The sequence below is a fragment of the Micromonospora sp. MA102 genome, from assembly GCF_025460765.1.
Classification (GTDB): domain Bacteria; phylum Actinomycetota; class Actinomycetes; order Mycobacteriales; family Micromonosporaceae; genus Micromonospora; species Micromonospora halotolerans.
On sequence record NZ_JAMWEG010000002.1, the window covers coordinates 258,435 to 285,092 of the forward strand.

The following is a 26,658-nucleotide window of genomic DNA, read 5'->3' on the forward strand; positions in this document are numbered from 1 at the left end:
CACCACCGTGACCTTGGGCTAGATGATCGATCAGAGGCTCGGCGGTCTGCTCGATGCGGTGAACGCCTTCACGGCTTGGAGCATGCGGTCGAGGAAGGTCGACAGGTCTGGGGCAGCCATGTCGAAGCGCGGGTCTTCTGAGGTGTAGATGCCGTCGAGGACGAGGTCCGGTGGGAGTCGGTAGACGGGTGATCCGGCAGGCGTGGCTAGCGCGTACCGGGTGCCGCCGCCATCGCTGGCGAATACGACAACGTCGGCGTCGTGGCGGCCACGTACGTGCCAAAGGTCCCGTGACCCGTGGGTGTGGGCCACGTGGGAGGCCGTGTGCAGGAAGAACCCGTTACCGATGTCCGGTAGGTCGACGGCACCGACTGCCGCGTACAGGTCTACGAGGTCGGCGGGGATGGCGGGACGGACAGCAGCGATCAGCGCAGCAGCGATCGTGTCCGGCTCGCTGACGACGTTCTCGTCCGGCGGGTACCCGTAGAGGTCTTCGAAGTCGAGCACCGCGGAGGCGACTGCCTTCCGCAGATCCTCGCGCCAGGTCTTCAGCCGGGCGGGATCCACGCATCACCTCCGGGTCACACTGACAAACCGGACCAGCTTCACACGCTCTCAGCCAGTGGTGTCAAGCATGTGGTGGGACGCGAGTGTCAGGCATGTGCCGTGACACGGCACGGCCGGCTGCCGGCCGTGCTCCGTCGGGTGAGGCGCGACACTCGTCCGCCAAGTGATCTGCGACAGTCGATGGCGGATCGCGGCATGAATGGGGAATCCCTCGGCGGGACCGCAGTGAGCCGGAGTCGAACTCCGGCAGTCGGAGTTCCACGGTCGGAATGAAACAGAGGCCGAAGAGCGCGTCGTCCTGGTAGACGCTGACCTCTGCCGATGCGTCGGCGCCGATGGCGCGTAGCCAGGCGTAGGGCGTTCGCGCGGCGTCGGGTTCAGCCCACGCAATCGCGACATCGTCAGGACCAGACTCAAGGGCCCATTCCACCCCCTCCCACGACTCGACACTCATGGAGGCCAGCAGAAGTGCGGCCGAGATGTTCTCAGTGATCCAGCCGTGTTGGTCAGCCAGTCCAGCGGCAGCCAAGAGGTCCGCCACAGCCTCGTGTGTCATGGCGGCTAGGTCGCCCGCCGAAGGCATGATGTGCCCGCGCGCTGCGGAGAAGACCGGGAACGGGCCACTGTCCTCGCGGAAGACTGCCCAGGCCGGATCACCGGTCCGGCTAGTGAACTCCCAGCCAAGGCCGTCACGGGCGCTCACATCGCTGGCGACAACCGCATCCCACCGAGAGCGCCAGTCGGTCATCAGCCAGCCCCTTTTCGCGTGTGAAGGGCCTGTCGCCAGCCCCATTCGCACGGTAGCGATTGTGCACGGCGAACCGGCGGTGCGCGGGCTCGACTCTTGGCAGATGCGTGCGTTGACCGTCTGTCGCGTGGCGTCGGCAGACTTCTAGACCTTGTCGCGCGTCAGCTCGCGGAGATGTGTCGCGCATCTGCTGGCGGATCACACGGCCGGCTGCCGGCGTGCCTGGTCTCTCATGATGGTTGACGAAACGGTGCCGCAGGACGCTTGACACCGGTCATGATCGAATACTGGTCGCGATCTGGTGATCGTAGGGGTTGGCCGGCGCATGTGAGGATCCGTGTCATGGCCCTTGGGGATGATCTCGCTGAGTGGACGGACGTGGACTGCGCTCAGTACGAGCTGGGCCGATCGCTCGGTCTGTTCTCGGGGCGATCGTTCATGCAGGTCAAGTGGGTGTTCTGGTCGAACAATCCGCTCGGTCAGGCGCTATGGGACATGCTGCAGGCTCTGGTGAAGGCCGGCGTTCTGGAATACCGCGACGAGCCCGATCACCAGTTTCGCTGGAGGACAGCAATGCCCCTCGGTGCCCTCACGGATGGAAGCGCGCCGTGATCTGGTGCTTGGCCTTGGTGCGGTTCAGGTCCGTGGTGCTGCGACGGGGAACGGCCGCGATCGGGGTGTCGGCGCCGTAGACGGTGAGGGTGTGCTCGTCGAGGCAGCTTCGTCGAGATCGCCGCGGACGCCTGGCAGGATGTCCATCGCCATCGCGTTGATGAAGAAGCACTGTTCGACGTGGCTTAGGTTGTCCCAGTCCTGTTGCCTCACGCGGTGATCGTGGCAGGCCGGGTGTGCAGCCTGACAGCCGGCAGCCGCGCGACTCCCACCGGGACGGGGCGCACGGGCTGTCACCGCATGCTGAGTTGATTGACATCATCCCGGCCATCAGTTTCTAGACCACCCGTCGCACATCACCTGCAGAGCCGCGTCGCACCTCAGCTGTCGGGCCAGATCGAGCCGTATCAGGACCAGGGCGCTACGCCTCGCTATGCGCTGGCGATGGTGTTTCCGAGGAACCAGAAGGCCAAGACCGCGACGAAGACCGCGACACCGATCCCGCCCGCGGCTCTACCCACCGGGACGGGTGGCTGGCCACGGCGGACCCGGACGGTGAAGATGATCAAGCTGGCTACCAGTCCGACGCCGATGGCCGGCAGTCCGAGAACAAGGGCGAGGGCCAAGGCGCCGCTGCGCCGACTGAACACGCAGATGTCCATGCATCCGCCAGGGCTGTCGTTGGGCAGCAGGAAGATGGGCGCTGTTCAGGGATCAGCCTGATTGAATCCCTTGTGCCCATCGGCTTCTGCAGGCGGCGCTGCAAGACGCGGTTACGGCGGAGCTGCTTCGGAAGCTGTGAACCGCCGTAGCAGTACTAGTGGGCTGGCCCGCCGTATGGGTCGTGGCTGAGCTGCCGGGTGCCGCCCTGCGGGTGCCCGCCGTACGTGCCGGGGAACTCGTCGGCCGGCGGCCTCGCGTGCAGCACCGCGGTCGGTGCGTCGCTCATGCCGGCTCCGGCCGGCGCCGTCAGCTGAGTCGCCGCATGCGGCGCCGGCTTGTCGGGCGTGTTCCGGCGGCGGTTCACCAGCAAAGCCAGTGCGCCCAGGCCGGCGGCGACCAGCAGGCCGCCCAGGATGAGCGGCAGCGAACCGCTGCCCTCGTCGCTGACAGCTTCGAAGTCGGGGGGTGCCGCCGCGGCTACGCTGGTCTCCGGCTCGGGAGCCTCGTCCGCTGCCGCCGTTGCGGTGGGCGACGGCGGGGTCCTGGCCGGGGCGGCCACGGCGGCCAAGGTCAGCCGCACGCTCGCGGTGTCACCGGCGGAGCCCGGTACGGTCGTGCGGGTGGTGCGATAGCCCTTTAGGGCCGCGACGACCGTGATCGGGCCCGCTGCGATCGTCTTGCCGGCACCCGACTTGATCGAGAACCGGCCGCTCCGGTCGCTCGTCGTACGGAATTCGTGCCCGGCGCTGTCCCGGACGGTCAGGGCCACCCCGCCGATCGCCTTGCCGCTGGTGTTGCGGACCAGGCCGGACACCCCATCCACCTCGGACGACGGCTTGTCCGCACCGGGCTGCGGCGCGCCCGCGCCGGGTTGCGACGTGCCCGCGCCGTGAATGTAGACCATCTTGTAGTCGTAGCTGTTCTGCCCGCCGAGCCGTACGGCGACCGAGATGTTGAGACCGAGGATCTCGCCCGCGTTCACCTGGGGCGCCACGACGGTGGCCTGGAAGTCCTGGCTTTCGCCGGGTTTGAGGTTCGGCTCCGCCCGGCAGCCGGTGGTGCATTGCAGGCCGCCACCGACCACCACGATGGCCGTTTCGGCCCCGCTCCCGTTGTTCGTGACGCGGAACTGAACGCGAACCTTGTCGCCGGGCTCCACGTTCTCCGCCGACACGCTCAGGATGCTGATGGGTGCCGGGGCGCCCGCCACGGGTGCCGCGGACACCGCGAGCGTCCCCCCGGTCAGCGCGATAAATGTGGCGGCCCGGGCCCATCGGGCACGTAAGCGCGTCGTCAATTCATGCCACCCTTTCCACGGGCAGGCGACATCCGCCGATGACACCGCGGGACACTATGCCCTGTCGGGTGGGTTGCCCGACTCGCGGGCCCCTACCCGGCCTCTCGCAGGGGACACAACGTCCGATCTTGCCGTGGCCGCGTGCCACAGGTAGCCGTTGGTCGGTGGGAGCGGGTGCTGGCCGAGGTGTCGGGGTGCTGCGCGGGCCGGTTCGGGCGGGTGGAACCGCGCCGTGCGGCAGGGGAGTTCGTGACGGGGCTGCTGTCCGATCTTGAGGTCAAGACGTGCAGTCAGCGCGAACCACCCGGCGCGGTCGATCCGGCGCACGGCACGGCCTGGTCCGATTTCGATTGACGGGCTGGTCGAGTGGTTCTACGTTCGCGCCGATGCGCCCTGGAGAGATCGTCGTCGCCACCGAGCAGGTACGCGCCCTGATCGACGAGCAGTTCCCCGAATGGTCGGACCTGCCGATCGTTGCGCAGCCGTTGAACGGCACCGACAACGCACTGTTCCGACTGGGTGATTCCCTGACGGCACGGCTGCCGCGGGCGCAGTGGGCGGTCGACCAGGTGGCGACCGACGCGACCTGGCTGCCGCGGCTGGCGCCGCATCTCCCGGTGCCGGTACCGGTGCCGGTCGCGGTCGGCCGGCCGGGCGGGAACTATCCGTGGCCCTGGACGGTCGTCCCGTGGCTGGACGGGCGCAATCCGGAAGCCGGGCAGGACCTCGTCGACCTCGCCGTCGACCTCGCCGGCTTCGTGCGCGCGATGATCGCGATCGACCCGATGGGTGGGCCGGTCAAGGAGGGGATTCAGCGCGGCGTACCCCTGCTGCAGCGGGACGAGCTGACCCGCCGGTCGATCGCGGCGCTGGGCGACCGGATCGACGGGCGGGCGGTGACCGCGGCGTGGGACGAGGCGATGGCGGCGGACGAGTGGCCCGGACCGCCGGTATGGCTGCACGGTGATCTCCTGGCTGGCAACCTGCTGGTCGACCGGGGCAGGCTCACCGGGGTGATCGACTTCGGCGGTCTCGGCCGCGGCGATCCGGCGGTCGAGGTGCGGCCGGGCTGGAGCCTGTTCGATGCCCGCGCGCGGGCCGCCTACCGGGAGGCGCTCGGGTTCGACGAGGCGACCTGGGTACGCGGGTGGGCCTGGATGCTGTCGGGCTCGCTCTACTGGCTGGCGGACCTGTGGGACTCGATCACCGAGGACGACCGCGAGGACACGATCCGCTCCATCGACCGCATCGTGCGTCACCGCCACGACTGACCTGCGTGCCCACGCGATCACCGTCGGGCGAGGCCCCGGACGGCGGCGTCGAGAGCCGGCCGGGAAGCTGGGCCGGCTGACCCTGGGCGAGCAGCGCGGCCGGGGCCGCCCACCGACTGTCGCGGCATCACTCGACGGAGGACAAGCCGACCGCCGGCGCTCTGCGCCGTCACACCGCCGCGCCGAAGAGCGAGGCACCGCCGGCCATGGCGGGGATGCGGCGCGGAGTATGGGGCCCGCCCCTCCGAGGTCAACGGCGCTTCGCGTCCGGGGTCATCGCTGACGTTCCAGGTCGGCGAGTAGGGCGACGACTCGGGCCTGGATGTCGTCGCGAACCTGCCGGACGACGTCGATGGGTTGACCGGCGGGGTCGGTGAGCTTCCAGTCCTCGTAGCGCTTGCCCGGGAAGACGGGGCAGGCGTCGCCGCAGCCCATGGTGACGATGACGTCGCTGGTTTCGGCGGCGTCCCAGCTGAGCCGCATGGGCGTCTGGCCGGTGATGTCGATGCCGACCTCGCGCATGGCGTCGACGGCGACGGGGTTGATCTGGTTGGCGGGTTCGCTGCCCGCGGAGCGGACGTCGATGGTGTCGCCGGCGAGGTGGCGCAGCCAGCCGGCGGCCATCTGGGAGCGGCCGGCGTTGTGGACGCAGACGAACAGGACGCTGGGTTTGTCGCTCATCGGGCGTCGGTCTCCTCGGTGAGGTGGGGTACGAGGACGGCGTCGGCGGCGCGTCCGGCGTGGGGGTACCAGGCGGCGAGCGCGGCGACGGCGACCAGGCCGCCGACGAGCTGGGCGGCCACGAAGCCCGGCACCGAGGCGGGGGAGATGCCGGCGAAGGTGTCGGTGAAGGCCCGGCCGATGGTGACGGCCGGGTTGGCGAACGACGTCGACGAGGTGAACCAGTACGCGGCGCCGATGTAGGCGCCCACGGCGGCGGGGGCGGCGGCGGTGCGGCCGGAGCGGGCGAGAGCGAAGATCAGGACGACCAGGCCGGCGGTGGCGACGACCTCAGCCAGCCACAGGTTCCCCCCGGTGCGTTCGGTGCGGGACCAGGCCACGGCCGGCAGGTCGAACATCAGGTCAGCCAGGACCGCGCCCGTGACGGCTCCGCCGGTCTGGGCGGTGGTGTAGGCGGCGAGGTCCCATCCGGTGAGGCCGGTGCCGGCGCGGCGGCCGAGCCACCAGTCGACGGCGGAGACGACCGGGTTGAAGTGTGCGCCGGACACCGGGCCGAAGGTCAGGATCAGTGCGCCCAGGGCCAGGGCGGTGGCGATCGCGTTTTCCAGCAGTTGAAGCCCGACGTCGGTGGGGGAGAGTCGGGCGGCGGCGATCCCGGAGCCGACCACGGCGGCGACCAGGAGGGCGGTGCCGGCGAACTCCGCCGATGCCCGCCGGGGCAGGGGGAGACTCACGCCGCGGTGGTGGCGGCCGGGGCGGCGGAGATGTCCAGCAGCGCGCCGAGCTGCCGGAACGCTTCCGGCTTCACGCGATACCAGACCCACGTGCCGCGCCGCTCCGAGTCGACCAGGCCAGCCTCGCGCAACACCTTGAGGTGGTGGGAGATGGTCGGCCCGGACAGGTCGAACGCCGGAGTCAGGTCGCAGACGCACATCTCCGGCACCGAGGCGATCATCGACATCAGCCGCAGCCGGACCGGGTCTCCCAGGGCCTTGAACAGCGGCGCGACGACCGCCGCCTGCTCCGGATCCATCGGGCGGACCGCGATGGGGGAGCAGCAGGCGACCGCGTTGAGGTCCACCACCGGCAGCTCTTGTTTCGACATGCCTCTAGCTTGACAGATGTCAAAACAGGGTGCAACGTAGGTCTTGCTTCGAAAATCATCTAGGCAAGGACGAGGCGATGATCAAGCTGTTCCGCCCCCGCCGTAGCGCCCGCAACCAGGGCGTCACGTTCTGCGAGCCCTGCGGTCAGGTGTGCACCGCGGCTTGCCGCGCCGACGCCCGCTACGAGCGCAACCGCACCGCCGCTCTCACCTACCACGTCCGCTGAATCCGTCCGGAGGAATGACCATGTCCCGTGTCCAGCTCGCCCTTCGCGTGTCAGACCTCGAAGGCTCCGTCGCCTTCTACTCGAAGCTGTTCGGTGTCGAGCCGGCCAAGCGCCGCCCCGGCTACGCCAACTTCGCCGTCGAGAACCCGCCCCTGAAGCTCGTCCTCCTGGAGGGCGAGACCGACCAGCCCACCGTCATGGACCACCTCGGCGTCGAGGTGTTCACCACCGACGAGGTCAACGCCGCCACCAGGCGCCTCACCGACTCCGGCCTCATCACGCTGGAGGAGAACAACACCGAGTGCTGCTACGCCCTCCAGGACAAGGTCTGGGTGCGCGGCCCCGGCAACGAGCCCTGGGAGGTCTACACCGTGAAGGCCGACGCCGACACCCTCACCAAGGCGACCGAGGACGAGTGCCGCTGCGGCGAACCGACCGACGCTGAGGCGGAGAAGCAGGCGGCAACCAGCGGAGCCGGCGCGCGCTGCTGCTGAACGGGGGATGTGCGCGCCTGACGGCAGATGTCCGTCAGGCGCGCACATGAGGCCGGACTCGACCTGCCAGTCGGATCGGCGGTCCGGGCTGCGTGTGCGTCGTTGCTTCCAGGGCCGGTTACCCGCCGGCGAGGAACAGCGCGCCCGAGGCGAGCAGGCCGATCTCCACCAGTAGGACGAACAGCCGGTCGCTGATGCGGCCCACGATCCTCTTTCCGACCCATGCCCCGGCGAGAGTGGCTGGGGTGAGCGCGGCACCGTAGAGCAGCACCTTGCGGGTGAGCAGGTCACCGGCGCCGTAGGCGGCGATCTTGGACAGGTGCATGGTGAGGGCGCTGGCGGCTTCGGTGCCGATGTAGGCGGCGCGGGTGAGGCCGTAGGCGAGGAAGAACGGGGCGGTCAGCGGCCCGACCGAGCCCAGCAGCGCCGACCCGAGGCCAGAGGCGGCGCCGACGGCGACGAAGGTCCGGTCGCCGGGTCTGCGCGGGTGCGGGTTGAGGCGACGCCAGATGACCACGCCGATGAGGAAGACCCCGAGCAACCGCTTGAGCGGGCCGAGCGGGGCGTGGGCCAGCAGCAGCCCACCGGCGATCGCCAGAGGAACGGCACCGAGCGCGAACCAGCCAACGAGCGGCCGATGCAGGTGGTGCCGGTTGAGCCACATCCGGGAGGCGTTGCTGGACAGCTGTGTGAGGGTCAGCATCGGCACAGCCACGCGCAGCCCGAACAGGGCGGTGAATACCGGCAGCAGCAGCACCCCGCCACCGAACCCCGCGACGGCCGACAGCATCGCCAGGGCGAACGCGCAGCCCGACGCCACGGCCAGGATGCCGAGTTCGTGCACGGTCACCGGGGGCCGGCCGTCAATCACTCTGGTGGCAGTGGGTGTCGAGCAACGCCCGCAGCCGCGCGGGATCCCCCGCCACCAACCCACGCTTGGGCAGTACGAGTACCACCGCACCAAGCCGCTCGGACGCGCGCAGGACGAACGACCGGTCCGTCTCGACATACCGCAGGTATTGCGACCACGCGGCTGTCTCGCTCCGGCTCGCGCTGCGGAGACGTAGCCCCGTGTCATCCACCGTGGCGCGGATAGGCTCGGACAGCCAGGGATTCCCGCGCATGAGCAGGCGTACCTGCCAGCGATACATCCAGCGGGCGGCGACGAGGAGCCGGAACAGCAGCAGGCCGAGCCCGATGCCGACGAGCACCACCATGGCGAGGGCTGCGGCGTCAACCGCCGACATCGCCCAGGAGCCGCCAGCAAGGACGCGTCCGAGGAGAAGCCCGACGAGCGCGGCGCCGATCAGCACCGGGACCAGCCAGGGGCGCCGGACGCGGCGCCGATGGGCGACGAAGCCGTCGAGCAGATCGTCCTCGGCAAGGGTGTAGCCGAGTTCGACCGGGCCGACGGTGACCTGCTCGGATGACACGAGAGGACATGGTATTCCCGGCGTCCGGTCCGACCAGCGGATGGGCGTGCCTCGTCGGCCGAGACCGGCGCTGGTCGAGCACTGGGGTGCACGGGATTCAGCAGCTGAACGCCGAGCGGGTGGAGACACTCCATGAGATCAGGCTCGGGACCTGGGTGACACGTCCGCAACCGCCCTACACTGCCCGGCGTGACACTGCAGCCGTACGACCGTGGGGTGCTCGCTGCGCAGCGCGGGGCCTTCGAAGAGGCCCGTGAGCAGTTGGAGCTGGCCGGGCCGGATGGCCGGGCGCTGCTGCTGCTGGGGCAGCTGGCCAGCAGCGGTCACGGCGAGCCGGCTGATCCGGTGCGGGCCCGCGGGTTGTACGAGCGTGCGGTCGAGTTGGGCAATGCGGAGGCGGCTCACAACCTCGGGGTGCTGTACGCCACGGGCCGGGGTGTGGCGCAGGACCAGGCGGCGGCGTTTCGGTGGTATCAGCGCTCGGCCGAGCTGGGTGGTGTGCCCGCGCTGCGGATGGTCGGGCTGATGTACGGCACCGGTCAGGGCGTGCCGGTCGACCAGGACGAGGCCGAGCGACACTGGCGGATGGCCGCGGCCGCCGGGGAGGCGCAGGCGCTGCACGATCTGGGCACCCTCTTCGCGTACCACAAGGTGGACCTGCCGGAGGCGGCGTTCTGGTACCTGGAGGCCGCCAAGGCCGGCCATGAGATGGCCGAGCGCGAACTGACTCTGCTCGCGCCGAAGCTGCGCATGCCTGCTTCGGTGGACCGCCGGGCGCGCACGATGCTCGGCGTGATCCGCGCCTTCCATCTCGGGGATCCGGCCGGCGGCGTGAAGCTGCTGAGCGTATCGGCGGACGACGGGGATCCGGTCGCCCAGCGCACGCTCGGGTACCTGGTCCAACACGGCATCGGCACGACACCGGACGTCCTCCGGGCGACCGCTCTCTACCAGGCCGCAGCCGAGGCAGGGGATCCGCTCGCCGCGTTCAACCTCGGCGTGCTGTCCGGCGGGTCGGACGAGGCGGTGGACTGGCTGCGCCAAGCGGCTGAGGCCGGAGTCACCGAGGCGTACCCACGGCTGGGTGACCGGCTCAGCGAGCGTGACCTCGACGCGGAAGCGTTGCAGTGGTACGTGCGCGGCGCCGAGGCCGGCGACAAGGGCAGCATGTTCGCGGCGGCCTGCTGGTACCGCGACGGATTCGGCGGGGCGGTCGACCTCGTGCAGGCACTCCGGTGGTACCTCGCCATGCTCAACGCCGGCAGCGGCGACGGCATCCACGACGCACACGCGATCGTGCCACGAATGACCGCCGACGAGATCCACGAGGCGGGCCGGCTCTCCGGCCGGCTGCTGGAGGCGGACCTCTTCGTGCGGCGGCAGGCTTCCCCGGGCGCTGCCTCGGACTGACCGGATGCTCCGGCCGGTCGACCACCCCCCGTCCCGAGGTCTGCCCCTGCGTTCCTGGTCCGAACGCCGTCACCTCACCCGGGCGCCGCAGGTCATGTCGTGGGCCTGGCGTGGTGCAGGATCCGGGCCAGCTCGGCCGGCCGGCTGAGCATCGGCCAGTGCCATGTCGGCAGTTCCTCGTACCGCCACGAGTCGCCGGCCAGGTGCCGGCACAGCGGCACGGTGGTGGCCATCTGGCGTACCTGTTCGGCGGTGAAGCTTGACAGCACGCCGAGGCGGGGCAGCTTCTCCCACGCCCCGGTGAGCCGCACCGGGGCGGTGGCGGTCGCCCACGGTTGGGCCACCGACCGCTCGTCGAGCAGCGCGACGACGGACTCGTCGACGTCTGCCGCTCCCGCCGCCACTTCGGCCCACGGTGGGGGAGGCAGCCGCCAGCCGTCGCCGTGTTCGGCGACCATCGCCGCGTTGCGGTCGCGTTCCTGGGGTGGGCTGAACTCGTCGTTCGCCACCCCGTCGGGCAGCGGGCCGGTGTCGACGAAGACCAGCTGGGCGATGCGGTCGGGCATGCGGTCGGCGGCGGCGGTGGTCACGACCGCACCGGCGTAGCTGTGCCCGACGAGGACCACGTCGCGCAGGTCCTCGAAGCGGAGCAGGTTCACGAACGTCCGTGACGTGGACGTCGAGGTCGGTGTCCGGGCGGGCGAGGTGGGCGCGTTCGCCCAGGCCGGTCAGGCTCAGCGGGTACACCTCGTGGCCGAGCCCACGCAGCGCGGCGGTGACCGGGCGCCAGGCCCACGCGCCCAGCCAGAACCCGGGAACCAGTACGAATGTCGTCATGCAGGAGACGCTACGATCAATACCGGACAGATTCCGCCCGGATCAGGAACGAGACTGTTGACCCGGCCCACCGCGCGCGTACTGGCCCTGCTGGAGATCCTCCAGGCCGGTGGCAGCTTCACCGTCGCCGACCTGGCGGGCCGGCTCGGCGTCGACGAGCGCACGGTCCGCCGCTACGCCACGCACCTCGCCGACCTGGGCATCCCGGTCGAGGCCCGGCGCGGTCGCTACGGCGGGTACCGGCTGGCACCCGGCTACAAACTGCCGCCGCTCATGCTCACCGATGAGGAGGCGGTCGCCGTCATGCTCGGTCTGGTCGCCGCCAACCGGGCGGGCCTGGCCACCGCCGGCGGCGCGGCCACCGAGAGCGCGACCGCGAAGATCCGGCGGGTACTGCCGGCCGTCCTCGCCCGGCGGATCGACTCGCTGCTGGCCACCGTGGACTTCACCGCCCAGGTCCGTCAGCCCGCCTCGCCCGACATCGAGGTGCTGCTGGTGCTCGCGGACGCGGCCCGCCATCAGCAACCGGTGAGCATCGCCTACACCAGTTGGCACGGACGGTCCGGCGTGCGCCGGATCGACCCGTACGGGCTGGTCTTCCATGCTGGCCGGTGGTACGTCACCGGTCACGACCACGACCGCGGGGCCGTGCGAACGTTCCGGCTCGACCGGATCGGGACGGCCCGGCCGGTCCCGGGCGGGTTCGACATCCCGGCCGGCTTCGATCCCACCACGCAGGTGCTGGCCGGTCTGGCCGCCGTGCCGTACGCGCACGACATCTCCGTGGTGCTGCACACCAGCCTGGCGCAGGCGCAGCGCCGGATCCCGCCGTCGGCCGGCACGCTCACCGAGGTGCCCGACGGGGTGCGTCTCACGGCCCGGGTCGAACGGCTCGACGGCGCCGCGCAGATGCTCGCCGGGCTCGGCTGGCCGTTCACGATCGACCGGCCGGACGAACTCAGGGGCGAGATACACGCCCTGGCAGCCCGACTGCGCGCCGACGCCGGCAGGTGAGCAGCGGTCCGGCCCGGCCTTCGTCTGTCCCGACCGGCTTCCGGTACTACCGCGAGTATTCGGCGTGCAGTAGGGCGTGCGGCCGGCGTCGACCGGGGTGGTGCCGGGGCCGGCCCATGCCGATCTCCGCGCAGCAGTGCGTGCCCGGCACGCGGGCACGGTGAGCCGGACACTCCTCGGCCAGGCCGCGGACCTGGTCGGCTTCCCGTTCGAACGCCTCGCGGCTACCGGTGAGCACCAACGTGTCGGCGGCGATGTCCCACCGGAGATGATCGCGGAACTCCCGATACCGGAACCGCGCCTGGTCGGCCGCTTCCCTGCGGATTCACTGACCGCCGGTACCGTCACCAGCGCTCAGGCCGGCCGAACTCCCGCTGCGCCGAACCACCTGGCCAGCGCGACCTCCAGCGGCCGCTGATCGTCCCCGACCCACGCGACGTGCCCGTCCGGCCGCAGCAGGAGCGCCGGCACGTCCAACTCGTCGCCGATCTCCGCGATGTGGTCGACACGGTCGGCCCAGCCGTCCACCGTGAGCCGTCCCGTCCGGTCGAGCAGCAGCCCGCTGCCGGTGCGCATCAGCTCGAACAGGCGCCCGCGCTTCAGGTGGACGTCGCGCAGCCGTCGCCCGAGCAGGTCATGGCCCGCGCCGAAGTCGTACCGGACGCCGATGGCCGTGATCTTCTCGATCAGGAACCGGTTGACGTCGTCGAAGTCCATGAGCTGCGCCAACAACCGCCGCACCGCCTGCGGCCCGGGCTCGTTGGTCGTCAGCTGCATCTGTGCACGGGTGTTGTCCAGCACGTCGGCGGCGACCGGATGCCGCTCGGCCTCGTAGCTGTCCAGCAGGTCGTCCGGCGCCCAGCCGTTGACGGCCGCCGCGAGCTTCCAACCCAGGTTGAACGAGTCCTGGATCCCGAGATTGAGCCCCTGCCCGCCCATTGGCGGGTGGACGTGGGCGGCGTCGCCGGCCAGGAACACCCGTCCGACCCGGTAGCGCTCGGCCTGGCGGGTCGCGTCACCGAAGCGCGACAGCCAGCGGGGGGAGTGCACGCCGAAGTCGGTGCCGGCGTACCTGCGCAACTGTTGCGTGAACTCCTCGAACGTCGGCGGCACCGAACGGTCCTCGACCACGCCCTCCGCCGGCACGACCGCCCGGAACACGCCCGGCTTGTCCGACGGCCCGATCCCGAACCGCTTCTCGGTCTTGCGGACCTCGGTCATCACCTCGGTGATGTCGTCCGGGGACGCCGTCACCTCCATCTCGCCCAGCAGCGTGTCGATCCTCGACGGCTCGCCGGGGAACCCGACCCCGAGCAGCTTCCGGACGGTGCTGCGCCCACCGTCGCAGCCGACGGCGAACCGCGCCCGCAACGGCGGCGCGGCTCCCGGCCCGCAGTGGACGGTGACGCCGTCGTCGTCCTGCTCCAGGCCGACCACCGCACAGCCGCGCCGGATCTCGGCGCCGACATCGGCCGCGTGCTCGGCGAGCAGCCGGTCGGTGAGCGTCTGCGGGATGCCGAGCACGTATCCGTGTGCGGTGTCCAGCCCGGTGGGAGCGGGCTTGTCGATGCCCGCGAAGAATCCCCGGATCGGGTGCCGCCTGCCGTTCTCGAGGAACCGTTCCAACAGCCCTCGCTGATCCAGCACCTCGATGCTGCGCACGTGCAGCCCGAGCGACCGCACGAACGGCGGCGGCTCGGCCTCCTTCTCCAGCACGAGAACGGTGACGCCCCGCAGGCGCAGCTCACTCGCCAGCATCATGCCGGTCGGCCCGCCGCCGACGACGATCACATCGAACATGCTTCCCCCATGGTGTGTGCCCGGCGGACCACTGTGCGCCACGACCGGGGTCTTGCCGCAAGCCCGGGGGTGCGGTATACGTTGACAGTGGCAAGGAGTTCTCCTCCTTGCCTTTGTTGTTTTCCGGCCCTCGACAGCGCCCGGCCGGGCACCTCCGAGCCTGGGTCGGACTGGCTAGGGTGACCGTGTGGAGGATCGGCTACTTCTCGGATCGTCGTTCGGCGCGGCGGCCGCCGCCTACGCCGAGCACCGCCCGGACTACGCGCAGGCCGCCGTGCGCTGGGCGCTGGAGCCCGCGCCCGGCCCGCGGGTGCTCGACCTCGGCGCCGGAACCGGCAAGCTGACCGCCACGTTGGTCGCGTCCGGTGCCGACGTCGTGGCGGTCGAACCCGACCCGGGGATGCTGACCGAGCTGCGCCGTGCGCTGCCGGCCGTCCGCGCCCTGCCCGGCAGCGCCGAGCAGATCCGGCTGCCGGACGCGTCCGTCGACGCCGTGCTGGCCGGCAACGCCCTGCACTGGTTCGACATGGCCGTCGCCGGTCCGGAGATCGCCAGGGTCCTCGCGCCGGGGGGCATCCTGGCCGGCCTGTGGAACGTCATGGACGACCGGGTCGACTGGATCGCCGGGCTGGAACGGGTCAGCGGGAGCGCGGCCATCGGCCCGCGTGACACGCTGAGCAGGTGGCGCGCCGCGACGGCGGACCTGTGCTCCCCCGGCGGCGGCCTCGTCTCCCGGTTCGGCTCGCCCGAGCAGGCCGAGTTCGCGCACGGGCAGCGCCGCACCGCCGATTCCCTCGTCGCGACCCTCGCGACACGCGCCGGAATGCTGGTCATGCCGGAACCGGACCTGGAGGCCACGCTCGGCCGGATCCGCGCCTTCCTCGGGAGCCGGCCCGAAACCGCACTCGGCGAGTTCACCCTCCCGATGCTGACCGGCGTGCTGCGCGTCCGACGGTGACGCCGTTGGACGCGCCGTCCCGGTCAGGCGAGGCCGCCGTCGCTGTGCAGGAGTTGACCGTTGATCCAGCCACCCTCGGGTGAGCACAGGAACGCGACGAGGTTCGCGCAGTCCTGCGGATGCCCGAGGCGACCGAGCGGCGTGGAGCGCAGGACGGCATCCTTGACCTCAGCCGTCATCCAGCCGGTGTCGGTGGGTCCCGGATCGATGGCGTTGGCGGTCACGCCGAGGTGGGCCAGTTCCTGGGCGGCGGCCAGGGTGATCCGGTCGAGAGCGCCCTTGCTGGCTCCGTAGGGCAGGTTCCCGACGGTGGCGTCACTGGTCAGGCTGATGACGCGTCCGGTGCCGTGCGGCCCTCGGAACCGTCGGGCGTACTCGCGGATCAGGAGCCAGCTCGCCCGGGCGTTGACCGCGAAGTGCCGGTCGAAGCTCTCGATGCTGGTGTCGAGCAGGCCCGAGTCGACACTCTCGCAGTGGGCGAGGACGAGCGCGGTGACCGGACCCAGCTCCCGCTCCACGGCCTCGAAGACCGCAGCCGTGGCCCCCGGATCACTGAGGTCCGCCTCGATCGCGGCGGTGGTCGCCCCGTGCGCGCCGGCCTGGTCGCCGAGTCGCGTCACCGCCTCGGGGTCGGCGCCCCAGGGCATCCGCTCGTCGTACGGGGTCCAGTAGGTGAACCCGACGTCCCAGCCGCGCTGAGCCAGCGTCAGCACCACCGAGGCGGCGATGCCGGCGCTGCGGCCCGCACCGGTCACCAGGGCGATGGGCCGATGCCGTTGTTCCGTGCCGTCCATGAGCAACCCTTCACTGCCGCCGCCTGCATCCCCGGGCCACGCCTACCGGTCGTGCTGTCGGCGCACCATCTCGGCGATCCAGATGGGCGCGTACGGCGACGTGCAGCCCGGGGGAGTCGGGTAGTCCTTGAGCACCTCCAGGCGCTCGCCGATGTCGATGGCGCGGGCGCGGAGCGCGGCGTCCTCGATTCCGATCTGCGCCAGGCAGTGGTTCATCGCCCACTGCAGCCGGGCCGGGGCGTCCTTCAGCTCCGCCTCGATGACGTCGAGCAGCGCGGCCAGGTCGAGGCCTTCGGGCCTCTTCGCCACGCGTTCCGTGGTCAGCGCCCAGCCGGCGCTCGCGACCACGGGATCCGGATCGGCGAACCAGGCGACCCGCAGCTCTTCCGCGTGGGGGTTCTTCTTCACCACGTAGTTCACGAGCCAGTCGTGCACCTTGGGGGTGCGCGCCTCGCGCAACATGGCGTCCAACTCGTCGCGCGCGAACGCCTTCGGGCGGCAGATCAGGATGGCCAGCAGTCGCGCCGCGCTGTCGTCGGTCGCCCAGAGCTGGCGCGCGAGTTCCTGCTGCGTCTTGAGCCGCTTCGCGAGCGCGCGCAGCCTGCTCAGGTTCACGCCGTGATCGTCACCGTGCCGCTCGTTCACCACGCGTGCCTTCGGGTCCTCCAGTTGGGCCAGCTCGGCCATCACCCCGGCCAGCGTCGTCTCGGCCACCTCAGCCTCCCGCCCGTCAGGTGCGGATGCAGCCTACGACGCGGGCCAGCCCCATGGGCCTCCCGTCCGCCGCCGGCTTCATCGGCGGGGCGCGCCGCGATGATCATGCGGAGGTGCGTCGCCCCGGGGGTGACGGCGACTCGGGTGGGCCCCGGTGCGCGCGGACCGTGTCGGCGACGGCGACACCGAGCAGGACCGCGGTGGCGGCCACGGCAGCCACCAGCGGCGGGGCCAGGAGCACCGGGGGCGCCAGGGCGAGCAGCACGAGGATTCCGATCGGGCGGTCCGGGGACACCCGGGCGAAGACGGCGTACTCGAAGGCGGCGCGACCGGCCAGGAACAGCGCGGGCCCGCCGAGGATGACGGCGACCCAGGCGCGTGGCGTGTGCCCGAGTGGATGGGCGATGACGAGTTCGTCGCCCACCGCGGTGGCGACGATGCCGGCGAGCATCACCAGATGGGCGATCGCCGCCGACCGGGCCAGGGGATCCGGCCGGCGGGCCGCCGTGATGGCGGCGGGCAGCAGTTCCCCGGCCCGGTACAGGTAGATCCGCCAGAACAGGACCGTGGCGACGAACGACACCACGAACGCCGTCGTCCGGTCGGCGGCGAAGCCGCTGCCACTCAGGGTCAACGCGCCGACCAGGATCAGCTCGCCGAGCGCGATGATGAAGAGCTGTTGGTACCGCTCGGCCAGGTGCTCGGCCACGATCGGGTACTCCGAATCGGGCGAGCGCCCCAGCCACGGCGTCGGGAAGCGCAGCACGGTGCCGGTGAAGTCCAGCACCGCCGCCAGCGTCCACAGGGCGACGCGGGCCGGCGCCGGCGCCAGCGCCCCGGCGATCCAGGGCACCGCCGATCCGGCGAACCAGGCCAGCACCCGGATGCTCCGGTGCTGCAACTCCTGGCCGCGCAGGGCCAGGACGAGGAAGAGTTGCCGGCCGACATGGATGGCGACGTACGCGCCCGCGAAGGCCAGGCCCCGCGCCCCGAACGCGTCGGGCAGCGCCACGACCATCACCAGGCTGCCGAGCATGGTGCCGGTGATCACCAGCTGGATCGACATCTGCCGCGGGTCGTACAGGTTGGTGGTCCAGGTGGTGATGCTCCAGACCCACCAGACGGCCAGCAGCAGCACCAGCGTCCGGAAGGCACCCGCCCAGGTGAGGTCCTGCATCAGCTCGTGCGAGAGCTGGATGAGCGCGACGACGAAGACCAGGTCGAAGAACAGTTCCAGGAAGTTCGCCCGGTGCGGTCCCTCGGGCGTGCGCAGCAGCTTGGTGCCGCTCGCCGTCCTCATCGGCTGGCCCGCACGGTGCCCTAGCCGAAGGTGAAGACGTACGCCTCGGCCCCGGGCGCGAGGAACGTGAGCTCCAGGGTCCGTTCCCGCACGGTGTCCCGCTGGCGGACGAGCTGGTACAGCCGGCCCTCCCGCAGCAGGCCGTTGCCGTCCTCGTCCACGTCGTCGCCGTGTGCCGGGCCCGGTGCCGCGCCGTCGAGGAGCAGGCGGAAGGGGATCGGGTCTCGCGTGCCGGGCGACAGCACGAGATGTGCGTCGCGTGCCTGGAACCGGAAGGCGAGGGCGCCGCCGGCCCGGTCGAGCACGATGTTCTCCGAGCCGATCGTCCACTCGCCGCCGAGCGCCCAGTGGTCGGCGGGCAGGTTCGGGGGGAGCTGGTAGGCGTTGGTGGCGTCGTACGTGGCGTGGTCCGGCGACGCGAACTGCTCGGAGCGGGCGTAGCCGAGATAGGTCTCGGGCGTCCGCAGGTGGTCCCAGTCGGCGTCGGCCTCCACACCGCGCCCCCGCACCGGGACGGGATCGCGGTCGACGCCGAGCAGCCGCTGGATGACGCGCTCCGACTGTTCGTAGCGGCCCTCGCCGAAGTGGCGGTCGCGGATCACGCCGTCGGCGTCGACGAAGTAGAGCGCCGGCCAGTAGTGGTTGTCGAACGCGCTCCAGACCGCGTAGTCGCTGTCGACGGCGACCGGGTAGTCGATGCCCCGCGCCGCCACCGCCCGGCGCACCGCGTCGATGTCGTGCTCGAACGCGAACTCCGGCGTGTGCACGCCGATGACGACGAGCCCGTCGTCCCGGTAGGCCTGCGACCACGCCCGGACGTACGGCTCCTGGCGCAGCCAGTTGATGCAGGTCAGCGTCCAGAAGTTCACCACGACGGGGCGTCCGCGCAGTTCGGCGGGACCGAGTGGCCCGGTGTTGAGCCACCCGGTCGCCCCGTCGAGCGCGGGCAGGTGCAGCCGCTCGGAGACAGCCATCTAGCGCAGCGACCGGAAGGCGGTGCGAAGCTCGTCGCACAGGAGTTGCGGCTGCTCCCAGGCCGCGAAGTGCCCGCCCCGGTCCAGCTTGTTGTAGTGGATGAGGTTGGGATACGCCTGCTCGGCCCAGCTCCGCGGCGCCTCGTAGAGCTCGTCCGGGAAGACGCTGACGGCGGCCGGGACGGAGACGTCCTTGGCGCCGAGGAAGGAGAGCTTGTTCTCCCAGTAGATCCGGGCGGCGGAGACGCCCGTGTTGGTCAGCCAGGTGAGCGTGATGTTGTCGAGGATGTCGTCGCGGGTGAGGCCGCCGGGTTGTCCGGCGAAGGCCCGGCAGATCAGCTCCAGGCTGGCCGCGTCGTGGTCGCACATGAAGGAGGCCAGCGCGACGGGCGAGTCCGCGAGGCCGATCAGCGTCTCGGGGCGGGTGGCCATGATCAGTGCGTAGGCGGAGTGCTTCCAGAAGAAGTCCTGCTGCTCGACGGCCCGCCGCTCCTCCTCGGAAAGGTTGGCCGGCAGCTTGCCCAGCGCGTTGTTGATGCCGGTGATGTCGGACTGGACCAGCGCGTCGAGCTCGGGCGGGACGGTGCTGGGCATGTTGGTGTGGATGCCGGCCAGTTCCGGCGGCGCCTGCACACCCATCACGTTGGTGATCAGCGCGCCCCAGTCGCCGCCCTGGGCGACGAACCGGTCGTAGCCGAGGCGCTTCATGAGCTCGGTCCAGGCGCGCGCGACGTGCTCCGGGCCCCAGCCGGGCTCGGTCGGCTTGCCCGAGAAGCCGTAACCCGGCATGGACGGGATCACCAGGTGGAAGGCGTCCGACGCGGACCCGCCGTGGGCCGTGGGATCGGTCAGCGGCTCGACGATCTTCAGCTGTTCGATGATGGAGCCGGGCCAGCCGTGCGTGACGATGAGCGGCAGGGCGTCCTCGTGCTTGGAGCGGACGTGGATGAAGTGAATGTCCAGGCCGTCGATCTCCGTGATGAAGTTCGGCAGCGAGTTCAACCGCGCCTCGACCTTGCGCCAGTCGTACTCCTTCTCCCAGTAGCGGGCGAGCGCCTGGCTGGTCTCCAGCGGCACGCCCTGCGACTGGTCCTGGACGGTCTCCTTCTCCGGCCAGCGGGTGGCCGCGATGCGCCGCCGCATCTCCTGGAGGTCCGCCTCCGGGATCTCCACGGTGAACGGGCGGATGTCGGTGGCGCGGGCCAGCGTCTGGGTCTTGACGGCCACGTCGGGCTCCTTTTCCTCGGATGCGTCTCGTCGGAAGCGGTGCGGTCAGCTCTGGTTCTCGCCCCGCCGGGGCAGCTTCCAGTCGGGCCGGGGGAAGTGGCAGGTGTAGCCGCCGGGATGCTTCTCCAGGTAGTCCTGGTGCTCCGGCTCGGCCTCCCAGAACGGGCCCGCCGGGGTGACCTCGGTGACCACCTTGCCCGGCCACAGGCCGGAGGCGTCGACGTCGGCGATCGTGTCCTCAGCGACCTGCCGCTGCTGGTCGTTGCAGTAGAAGATCGCGGAGCGGTAGCTGGTGCCGACGTCACCGCCCTGGCGGTTCTTCGTGGTCGGGTCGTGGACCTGAAAGAAGAATTCGAGAAGGTCCCGGTACGAGAGCTTGCTCGGGTCGTAGGCGATCTCGATCGCCTCGGCGTGGCCCTCGTGGTTGTAGTACGTCGCGTTGGGCACGTCCCCGCCGGTGTAGCCGACCCGGGTGGACACCACGCCGGGGCGTTTCCGGATGAGGTCCTGCATCCCCCAGAAGCAACCGCCGGCCAGGACGGCCTTCTCAGTCGTGTCGGTCATCGCTTCACCCCCCGTCCGGGTGCTCGAACAGTGCGCGGTACTCGCCGTACCCTTCCCGTTCCAGGTCCTCGCGCCGGATGAACCGGAGCGCGGCGGAGTTCATGCAGTAGCGCAGCCCGCCGGTCGCCACCGGGCCGTCGTCGAACACGTGCCCGAGGTGGCTGTCGCCGTGCGCCGACCGGACCTCGGTGCGGACCATGCCGAAGGTGGAGTCCCGCACCTCGACCACGTTCTTCGGCTCGATGGGGCGGGTGAAGGAGGGCCAGCCGGTGCCGCTGTCGTATTTGTCGGCGGACGCGAACAAGGGCTCGCCGGAGACGACATCGACGTAGATGCCCTCCTCCTTGCTGTTCCAGTACGGGTTGTCGAAGGCCGGCTCGGTTCCGCCCTCCTGGGTCACCCGGTACTGCTCGGGCGACAACCGGGACACGGCCTCCGGGTTCTTCCGGTAATCGGGTGACACCGTCGTTCCTCTCGGCTGGGGTCGTCGGCAAGGAAGGTCGGTTCAACACGCTGCAACACGCAGCGCGAGTGGCTACCCGGCCTGCCGTCGACTAACCCCGCCCCCGGTCCGGACGTGTCACTGCCGCCGCCGGGCCTCCGCCTCGACCTCGAGCATGTCGTTCAGCGTCAGAGCGGTGTTGATCAGGGCGAGGTGGCTGAAGGCCTGCGGGTAGTTGCCGATCTGCTCCCCGGTCGCGGCGATCTCCTCGGCGTAGAGGCCCAGGTGGTTGCTGAAGGTGAACATCTTCTCGAAGGTGAGCCGGGCGTCGTCGAGGCGACCGGAGCGGGCCAGCGCCTCGGCGTACCAGAAGGTGCACATGTTGAAGGTGCCCTCGTGGCCGGGCAGCCCGTCGGGGGAGTGGACCGGGTCGTACCGGTGGACCAGGCTGTCGGAGACCAGCTCCCGCTCGATGGCGTCCAGGGTGCGGCGCCACATCGGGTCCGACGGCGTCACGAAGCCGACCGCCGGCATGGCGAGCAGCGCGGCGTCCAGGACGTTCTCGTCGTAGGCCTGGACGAAGGATCCGCGGCCCCGGTGGTAGCCGCGCGCCATGACCTGGTCGTAGATCAGGTTCCGCTGGGTGGTCCAGCAGCCGACGTCCCCGGGGCGGCCGGTGCGGACGGCGAGCCGGATGGCCCGGTCCAGGGCCACCCACGACATCACCCGGCCGAAGGTGTAGTCCCGGGGGTGGTGCCGGCTCTCCCAGATGCCGGCGTCCCGCTGATCCCAGTTGTGGCACAGCCAGTCGACGAGCCGGACGGTGCTCTTCCACACCTGGTGGGAGACGCGGATGCCCTGTTCGTCGGCGACGTGCATGGCGTAGAGCGCCTCGCCGTGGATGTCGAGCTGAAGCTGGTCGGCGGCGCCGTTGCCGATCCGGACGGGCCGGGAACCGCGGTAGCCCTCCAGGTGGTCGAGCACCTCCTCGTGCAGGTCGGACGAGCCGTCGACCCGGTACATGATCTTCAGGGGGGCCTGGTGGTCGCCGGCCTCGCGGATCCGCTCGTCGAGCCAGTCCATGTACCGGCTGACCTCCTCGGTGAAGCCGAGGCCGAGCAGCGCGTGCACGGAGAAGGACGTGTCCCGGACCCAGGTGTAGCGGTAGTCCCAGTTGCGCGTGCCGCCGACCAGTTCGGGCAGCGCGGCCGTCGGCGCGGCGATCATCGCGCCGGTGGGTGCGTACGTCATCAGCTTCAACGTGATGGCCGACCGCTCGACCATCTCCCGCCACCGGCCGCTGTACCGGGAGCGCTCGACCCACCGTCGCCAGTAGTCCCGGGTCCACTCGAACATCCCCTGCACCTCTTCGAGGGGGACGGCCCGGGGTTCCATCTCGGAGTTCGTCTCCAGCACCACCCCGCCGGTGTCGCCCTGGTTCAGGGTGCCGAACCCGATCAGGTCGCCGTCCTCCAGGTGGATGTCCTCCCGGGCGATGAGCTGGCGGACCGGTTGGACCGGGTTGAAGGTCAGCGATGCCGACGAGCCGCGGAAGACGTACCCGTTGCGGTGCCGCTCCAACTGGGGCCGCTCGCGCCCGTAGTCGAACCGGGGGCGGCACTCCAGCCGGAACCGCATGCTGCCCCGGACCATGGTGACCATGCGGACCAGGCGGTGCACGTCGGTGACCCGCTCGCCGGTGACCGGCATGAAGTCCTGGACCTCGGCGACGCCGTCGGCGCTGATGAACCGCGTGATCAGGATCGGGGTGCCGGGCAGGTAGAGCTGTTTGGTGACGTAGGTGGTCTCGTGGGGGGCGATCCGGAAGAAGCCGCCGCGCTCCCGGTCGAGAACGCTGGCGAAGATGCTGGGGGAGTCGAAGCGGGGCGCGCAGAACCAGTCGATCGTCCCGTCGCAGGTCACCAGGGCGGCGGTTTGAAGATCACCGATGAGCCCGTGATCCTCGATCGGTGGATACTCGCTCACGTCGCCCCCCGTCTCGACTGCACCCTCCCGCAGTAACCTAAAGGGCAATAATGTCCATGTAAGTCGGATTCGTGAATGCCACCCCTCCGCGCGCGGCTCAGAGGCCGTGGCGACGATCGCCCGCCACCAGCTCGGCCACCCGCGCCTCGGATCCCGCCGAGAACACGTCCCGCCGGCGCGCCTCGACCGCCCGGCGGGTCTCCTCGGCGACCAGGTCGCCGTTGATCGCGGCGGCCGCCAGCGCGCCCGCCGCCGCTGCCGCGCCGACCTGCGCGGCCGGGTCGGTCACATTGCCCGCGACCCACACCCCGGGCACCTCGGTACGTCCCGTCGGATCGGCGGGGACGTGCTCGCCGGCCCCGGACGGATGCTCCACCGCCCGCAACCCGAGCGCCGCCAGGAACCCGGCCCGCGCCACCATCCGGGGGCCAGCGACCAGCACCTCGCGCGCGACCAGCCGGCCGTCGCGCAGGCGTACCCCGACCAGGCGGTCCTCGACGACCTCGACCGACGCGACCTCGCCCTCGACCACGGCGACGCCCCGGGCGGCCAGCTGTTCGGCCTGCTCGTCGCCGAGCGGCGGCGCGGTGTGGCGGAGGAGGACGACGTCGTCGCTCCACTGGCGGAACAGCAGCGCCTGGTGCACCGACATCGGCCCGGTGGCCAGCACCCCGATCGGCCGGTCGCGCACCTCCCACCCGTGGCAGTACGGGCAGTGCACCACGTCCCGGCCCCACCGCTCGCGCAGTCCGGGCACGTCGGGCAGCTCGTCGACCAGGCCGGTGGCCACCAGCAGCCGGCCCGCCCGGACCCGGCGGCCCCCGGCCAGCGCCACGACGAACCCCTCCCCGTCGCGGGTCACCGTGTCGACCTGGCCGTCCAGCAGGTGCCCGCCGTACCGGCGCACCTCGTCCCGGCCGCGCGCCAGCAGCTCGGCCGGGGGCATGCCGTCGCGGGCCAGCAGCCCGTGCACCCCGTCGGCCGGGGCGTTGCGCGGGCTGCCCCCGTCGATCACCAGGACCGACCGGCGCGCCCGGGCCAGCATGAGCCCCCCGCTCAGGCCGGCGGCGCCGCCGCCGATCACCACCACCTCGTACCCTTCGGTCATCGTGACCACCTCCTGCGGCAACGATGCGGCGGCGCTGGCCGAACCCGCAAACTTTGTTGCTGATCTGGCAAACTAGGGGGATGGACGACGACCTCGACCGGGCGCTCGACGCGGTGGGCCCCCGGCTGCGTGCGCTGCGCCGCGAGCGGGAGACCACCCTGGCCGACCTGTCGGCCGCCACCGGCGTCTCGGTGAGCACCCTGTCCCGCCTGGAATCCGGCAGCCGCCGCCCCACCCTCGAACTGCTGCTGCCCCTGGCCCGGGCACACGGCGTCACGCTCGACGAACTGGTCGGCGCCCCGCCCACCGGCGACCCCCGCATCCACCTGCGCCCGGTCACCCGGCACGGCATGACCATGCTGCCGCTCACCCGCCGGGCCGGCGGCATCCAGGCGTACAAGCTGGTCATCCCGGCCGGCGGGCGGCCCGCCGAGCCCACCCCGCAGACCCACGAGGGGTACGAGTGGGTCTACGTGCTCAACGGGCGGCTGCGGCTGGTCCTCGGCGAGCACGACCTGGTGCTCGCGCCTGGCGAGGCGGCCGAGTTCGACACCCGGGTGCCGCACTGGTTCGGCCGAGCCGACGACGAGGCGGTCGAGTTCCTCAGCCTCTTCGGCGCCCAGGGCGAACGCGCCCACCTCCGCGCCCGCCCCCGCGCGGCCTCTTGAAGATCGCTCCTTGAAGATCTTGGTGCGAACCGGCCCTTCCAGGGGCCTTTTCCTACCAAGATCTCGCCGGTACCTTGCGGTGACACTCGTCGGGGAAGGGACGCGGGGCGTGGGGGCGAAGACGGCACTGCTGGCGTACGCGGACGGGGACATCGCCACGGCGTTGCACGGCGCCACCGCCGGTGACCGGGACGTGGTCGAGGCGCTGGTCCGGCGGGTCCACCCCGGGCACCTCGTCGACGGTGCCGACGACGAGTGCCTGTGGGAGGCCGTCTACCCGCCCGACGACGTGACGTACGCCGTCGCGCTGCCCGGGGTGGACCTGCTCTGCGACCGGCGGCTGGCCGTCAACCCACCGTCCGCGCTGGCCGCACACCTGGTCGAGGCGGGCGCCGGGCGGCGGATCGTGCTCCACGGCATGCACTCGATCAGCGACTGGCTGGGATTTGCGGTGTGGGAGGACGGCGTCCTGGTCCGGTCGCTGAACGTGGGACCCGACGGCGTCGGTGAGAACGTCGGCGAGCCACTGCCGTTCGAGCTGCCGTACTGGGCGGGGGAGCACCCGGTGCCGGGCTGGGACCGGCTGCCGTTCCACCCGCTGGAGCTGGGCGAGGCGGCGCTGCGGGCGCTGTTCGGCTTCGTGGTGGAGGGCCGTCGCCGGCCGGACGACGTGGACGCCGACGCCGTCCGGCTGCACGGGTTCCGGGTGACCGACCCGACCGGCCGGGAGCAGGCCGCGCGCGACGAACTCCACGAACTGGCGCGCCGGATGGTGCTCCGCCGCCGCGGCTAGCCCGGGACTCGGCTCGCCGTCCGCCCGATATCGGTTGCCGTGGTTCGGGCCGCTCCGCTTGGCTGGGACAGTGGCAGGTGTCGACGCGTACCTCGTCTGCGCGGTGCCCCGGACGGGCAGCTCGCTGCTCTGCGGCCTGCTGGCCTCGACCGGTGTGGCCGGCCGGCCGGAGGCGTACTTCCGCGTGCCGGACGAGCCGCTCTGGGCCCGCCGCTGGGGTCTGCCGGCGGGGGAGTGGCGCTACGGCGAGTACGTCCGTGCGGCGCTGGCCGCCGGCCGGACGGGCAATGGCGTGTTCGGGGCGAAGGTCATGTGGGGCACGCTGGACCGGATGGTCGACGGGCTGGCCGCCGAGCACCCGGAGCTGCCCGGCGGGGACGACGCGCTGCTCCGCCGGGCCTTCGGCCGGACGGCCTTCGTGCACCTGCGGCGCGACGACGTTCTCGCCCAGGCGGTCTCCTGGCTGCGCGCCGAGCAGACCGGCCGGTGGACCGACACCGGGCCGGACGCCGTCGACGCGTCCGGCCCGCCGACCGGCGAGCCGCGCTACGACCCGGACGGCATCGACGAGTTGCTGCACACCATCGCGGAGCACCAGGGCGCCTGGGACGCGTGGTTCGCCCGGCACGGAATCACCCCGCACCGGGTGCGCTACGAGGACCTGGCGGCCGACCCGGGCGACGTGACCCGGGGCGTCCTCGACGCGCTCGGGCTGCCGTCGGCCGGGGTCTCCGCCCGGCCCCGCCACAGGCGGCAGGCCGACGAGATCAACGTCGAATGGATCGCGCGGCACCGGGCCCGGGCGTGACCTTGGCCACCCGCGGGCCGGATCCCCGCTCAGCGGCAGGTCACCTGTCGTTACCCGGCGGTTAAGGTGGGCTCGCGAAGTCGCTTCCCCGGACCCGGGGTGCGGCTTCGTAGTGCTTCACGGGATCCGTGGAGCCCAGCCGCCCCGACGTTCTCCGGGCCAA

30 protein-coding genes are annotated in these 26,658 nt (G+C 71.4%); 11 read left to right on the plus strand and 19 right to left on the minus strand.

Going from position 1 to position 26,658, the window contains the following annotated elements; all coding sequences use genetic code 11:
* Window positions 1-30: 30 nt before the first annotated feature.
* The gene (locus NFX44_RS04605; protein ID WP_262282226.1) at window positions 31-567 is read right to left on the minus strand and encodes a hypothetical protein; all 537 of its coding nucleotides are present in this window, start codon (window positions 565-567) and stop codon (window positions 31-33) included.
* Window positions 568-1,657: 1,090 nt separating this feature from the next.
* On the opposite strand from NFX44_RS04605, the gene NFX44_RS04610 reads away from it, so the two are divergent.
* The gene (locus NFX44_RS04610; RefSeq protein WP_262282227.1) at window positions 1,658-1,927 is read left to right on the plus strand and encodes a hypothetical protein; all 270 of its coding nucleotides are present in this window, start codon (window positions 1,658-1,660) and stop codon (window positions 1,925-1,927) included.
* A gap of 431 nt (window positions 1,928-2,358) precedes the next feature.
* Here NFX44_RS04610 and NFX44_RS04615 read toward each other — a convergent pair whose 3' ends face one another.
* Together NFX44_RS04615 and NFX44_RS04620 are read right to left on the minus strand one after the other, a co-directional pair.
* Entirely contained in the window at window positions 2,359-2,589 is a 231-nt protein-coding gene (locus NFX44_RS04615) for a hypothetical protein (RefSeq protein WP_262282228.1), read from the minus strand.
* 155 nt (window positions 2,590-2,744) lie between these two features.
* The gene (locus NFX44_RS04620; protein WP_262282229.1) at window positions 2,745-3,764 is read right to left on the minus strand and encodes a carboxypeptidase-like regulatory domain-containing protein; all 1,020 of its coding nucleotides are present in this window, start codon (window positions 3,762-3,764) and stop codon (window positions 2,745-2,747) included.
* Window positions 3,765-4,061: 297 nt separating this feature from the next.
* Here NFX44_RS04620 and NFX44_RS04625 point away from each other — a divergent pair, with 297 nt between their 5' ends.
* A complete protein-coding gene (locus NFX44_RS04625; protein ID WP_262282230.1) occupies window positions 4,062-4,241 on the plus strand; it encodes a hypothetical protein in 180 nt (59 codons plus the stop codon).
* A complete protein-coding gene (locus tag NFX44_RS04630; protein ID WP_262282231.1) occupies window positions 4,238-5,158 on the plus strand; it encodes an aminoglycoside phosphotransferase family protein in 921 nt (306 codons plus the stop codon). Before NFX44_RS04625 ends, NFX44_RS04630 begins: the two co-directional genes overlap by 4 nt.
* A 273-nt stretch (window positions 5,159-5,431) precedes the next feature.
* Here the strand turns inward: NFX44_RS04630 and NFX44_RS04635 are convergent, their stop codons facing one another.
* Genes NFX44_RS04635 through NFX44_RS04645 form a run of 3 tightly spaced genes read right to left on the minus strand, consistent with a single transcriptional unit; the run spans window position 5,432 to window position 6,944 of the window.
* Entirely contained in the window at window positions 5,432-5,839 is a 408-nt protein-coding gene (locus tag NFX44_RS04635; RefSeq protein ID WP_262282232.1) for an arsenate reductase ArsC, read from the minus strand.
* Window positions 5,836-6,573 (minus strand): aquaporin, encoded by a 738-nt coding sequence (locus tag NFX44_RS04640; protein ID WP_262282233.1) that lies wholly within the window; start codon window positions 6,571-6,573, stop codon window positions 5,836-5,838. Before NFX44_RS04640 ends, NFX44_RS04635 begins: the two co-directional genes overlap by 4 nt.
* Entirely contained in the window at window positions 6,570-6,944 is a 375-nt protein-coding gene (locus NFX44_RS04645) for a helix-turn-helix transcriptional regulator (RefSeq protein ID WP_262282234.1), read from the minus strand. The genes NFX44_RS04640 and NFX44_RS04645 overlap by 4 nt, the downstream gene beginning before the upstream one ends.
* A gap of 77 nt (window positions 6,945-7,021) precedes the next feature.
* Between NFX44_RS04645 and NFX44_RS04650 the strand changes: the two genes are divergently transcribed.
* Window positions 7,022-7,171: a hypothetical protein gene (locus NFX44_RS04650; protein ID WP_262282235.1), complete on the plus strand. Its 150-nt coding sequence runs from the start codon at window positions 7,022-7,024 to the stop codon at window positions 7,169-7,171.
* Between the two features lie 20 nt (window positions 7,172-7,191).
* Window positions 7,192-7,665 carry an ArsI/CadI family heavy metal resistance metalloenzyme gene (locus tag NFX44_RS04655; protein WP_262282236.1) on the plus strand — a complete coding sequence of 158 codons (474 nt, stop codon included), beginning with the start codon at window positions 7,192-7,194 and terminating at the stop codon, window positions 7,663-7,665.
* Between the two features lie 118 nt (window positions 7,666-7,783).
* On the opposite strand, the gene NFX44_RS04660 is transcribed toward NFX44_RS04655, so the two are convergent.
* Together NFX44_RS04660 and NFX44_RS04665 are read right to left on the minus strand one after the other, a co-directional pair.
* Window positions 7,784-8,515, minus strand: coding sequence for a sulfite exporter TauE/SafE family protein (locus NFX44_RS04660; RefSeq protein ID WP_262282237.1), 732 nt, complete (start codon window positions 8,513-8,515; stop codon window positions 7,784-7,786).
* Window positions 8,516-8,528: 13 nt separating this feature from the next.
* On the minus strand, window positions 8,529-9,098 hold the full coding sequence (locus NFX44_RS04665; protein ID WP_262282238.1) for a YcxB family protein: 570 nt from the start codon (window positions 9,096-9,098) through the stop codon (window positions 8,529-8,531).
* Window positions 9,099-9,287: 189 nt separating this feature from the next.
* On the opposite strand from NFX44_RS04665, the gene NFX44_RS04670 reads away from it, so the two are divergent.
* Entirely contained in the window at window positions 9,288-10,508 is a 1,221-nt protein-coding gene (locus tag NFX44_RS04670) for a tetratricopeptide repeat protein (protein WP_262282239.1), read from the plus strand.
* Window positions 10,509-10,600: 92 nt separating this feature from the next.
* Here NFX44_RS04670 and NFX44_RS04675 read toward each other — a convergent pair whose 3' ends face one another.
* Complete coding sequence (locus NFX44_RS04675; protein WP_262282240.1) at window positions 10,601-11,167, minus strand: alpha/beta fold hydrolase; 567 nt, start codon at window positions 11,165-11,167, stop codon at window positions 10,601-10,603.
* A 235-nt stretch (window positions 11,168-11,402) separates the two neighbouring features.
* On the opposite strand from NFX44_RS04675, the gene NFX44_RS04680 reads away from it, so the two are divergent.
* Entirely contained in the window at window positions 11,403-12,359 is a 957-nt protein-coding gene (locus NFX44_RS04680) for a YafY family protein (protein ID WP_262282241.1), read from the plus strand.
* Window positions 12,360-12,713: 354 nt separating this feature from the next.
* Here NFX44_RS04680 and rox read toward each other — a convergent pair whose 3' ends face one another.
* Window positions 12,714-14,159 carry a rifampin monooxygenase gene (rox, locus tag NFX44_RS04685; protein ID WP_262282242.1) on the minus strand — a complete coding sequence of 482 codons (1,446 nt, stop codon included), beginning with the start codon at window positions 14,157-14,159 and terminating at the stop codon, window positions 12,714-12,716.
* 187 nt (window positions 14,160-14,346) lie between these two features.
* On the opposite strand from rox, the gene NFX44_RS04690 reads away from it, so the two are divergent.
* The gene (locus NFX44_RS04690) at window positions 14,347-15,117 is read left to right on the plus strand and encodes a class I SAM-dependent methyltransferase (protein ID WP_262282243.1); all 771 of its coding nucleotides are present in this window, start codon (window positions 14,347-14,349) and stop codon (window positions 15,115-15,117) included.
* 23 nt (window positions 15,118-15,140) lie between these two features.
* Here NFX44_RS04690 and NFX44_RS04695 read toward each other — a convergent pair whose 3' ends face one another.
* The 9 genes from NFX44_RS04695 to NFX44_RS04735 form a co-directional block, all read right to left on the minus strand.
* Window positions 15,141-15,911, minus strand: coding sequence for an SDR family oxidoreductase (locus NFX44_RS04695; protein ID WP_262282244.1), 771 nt, complete (start codon window positions 15,909-15,911; stop codon window positions 15,141-15,143).
* 42 nt (window positions 15,912-15,953) lie between these two features.
* Window positions 15,954-16,625 carry a DNA alkylation repair protein gene (locus NFX44_RS04700; protein ID WP_262282245.1) on the minus strand — a complete coding sequence of 224 codons (672 nt, stop codon included), beginning with the start codon at window positions 16,623-16,625 and terminating at the stop codon, window positions 15,954-15,956.
* A 103-nt stretch (window positions 16,626-16,728) separates the two neighbouring features.
* Window positions 16,729-17,925: a low temperature requirement protein A gene (locus tag NFX44_RS04705; protein ID WP_262282246.1), complete on the minus strand. Its 1,197-nt coding sequence runs from the start codon at window positions 17,923-17,925 to the stop codon at window positions 16,729-16,731.
* 20 nt (window positions 17,926-17,945) lie between these two features.
* On the minus strand, window positions 17,946-18,899 hold the full coding sequence (locus tag NFX44_RS04710; protein WP_262282247.1) for a redoxin family protein: 954 nt from the start codon (window positions 18,897-18,899) through the stop codon (window positions 17,946-17,948).
* The gene (locus NFX44_RS04715) at window positions 18,900-20,126 is read right to left on the minus strand and encodes an epoxide hydrolase family protein (protein ID WP_262282248.1); all 1,227 of its coding nucleotides are present in this window, start codon (window positions 20,124-20,126) and stop codon (window positions 18,900-18,902) included. It lies immediately after the preceding gene.
* 45 nt (window positions 20,127-20,171) lie between these two features.
* Window positions 20,172-20,690: a peptide-methionine (S)-S-oxide reductase MsrA gene (gene msrA, locus NFX44_RS04720; RefSeq protein ID WP_262282249.1), complete on the minus strand. Its 519-nt coding sequence runs from the start codon at window positions 20,688-20,690 to the stop codon at window positions 20,172-20,174.
* Between the two features lie 4 nt (window positions 20,691-20,694).
* Entirely contained in the window at window positions 20,695-21,153 is a 459-nt protein-coding gene (gene msrB / locus NFX44_RS04725; RefSeq protein ID WP_262282250.1) for a peptide-methionine (R)-S-oxide reductase MsrB, read from the minus strand.
* Between the two features lie 117 nt (window positions 21,154-21,270).
* Entirely contained in the window at window positions 21,271-23,118 is a 1,848-nt protein-coding gene (locus NFX44_RS04730) for a glycoside hydrolase family 15 protein (RefSeq protein ID WP_262282251.1), read from the minus strand.
* Window positions 23,119-23,215: 97 nt separating this feature from the next.
* Entirely contained in the window at window positions 23,216-24,226 is a 1,011-nt protein-coding gene (locus tag NFX44_RS04735; RefSeq protein WP_262282252.1) for an NAD(P)/FAD-dependent oxidoreductase, read from the minus strand.
* Between the two features lie 80 nt (window positions 24,227-24,306).
* Here NFX44_RS04735 and NFX44_RS04740 point away from each other — a divergent pair, with 80 nt between their 5' ends.
* From NFX44_RS04740 to NFX44_RS04750, 3 genes are all read left to right on the plus strand, one after another.
* Window positions 24,307-24,894 carry a helix-turn-helix domain-containing protein gene (locus NFX44_RS04740; RefSeq protein ID WP_262282253.1) on the plus strand — a complete coding sequence of 196 codons (588 nt, stop codon included), beginning with the start codon at window positions 24,307-24,309 and terminating at the stop codon, window positions 24,892-24,894.
* A 109-nt stretch (window positions 24,895-25,003) separates the two neighbouring features.
* Complete coding sequence (locus NFX44_RS04745) at window positions 25,004-25,687, plus strand: hypothetical protein (RefSeq protein WP_262282254.1); 684 nt, start codon at window positions 25,004-25,006, stop codon at window positions 25,685-25,687.
* A 70-nt stretch (window positions 25,688-25,757) separates the two neighbouring features.
* Complete coding sequence (locus NFX44_RS04750) at window positions 25,758-26,495, plus strand: Stf0 sulfotransferase family protein (RefSeq protein WP_262282255.1); 738 nt, start codon at window positions 25,758-25,760, stop codon at window positions 26,493-26,495.
* Window positions 26,496-26,658 lie beyond the last annotated feature (163 nt).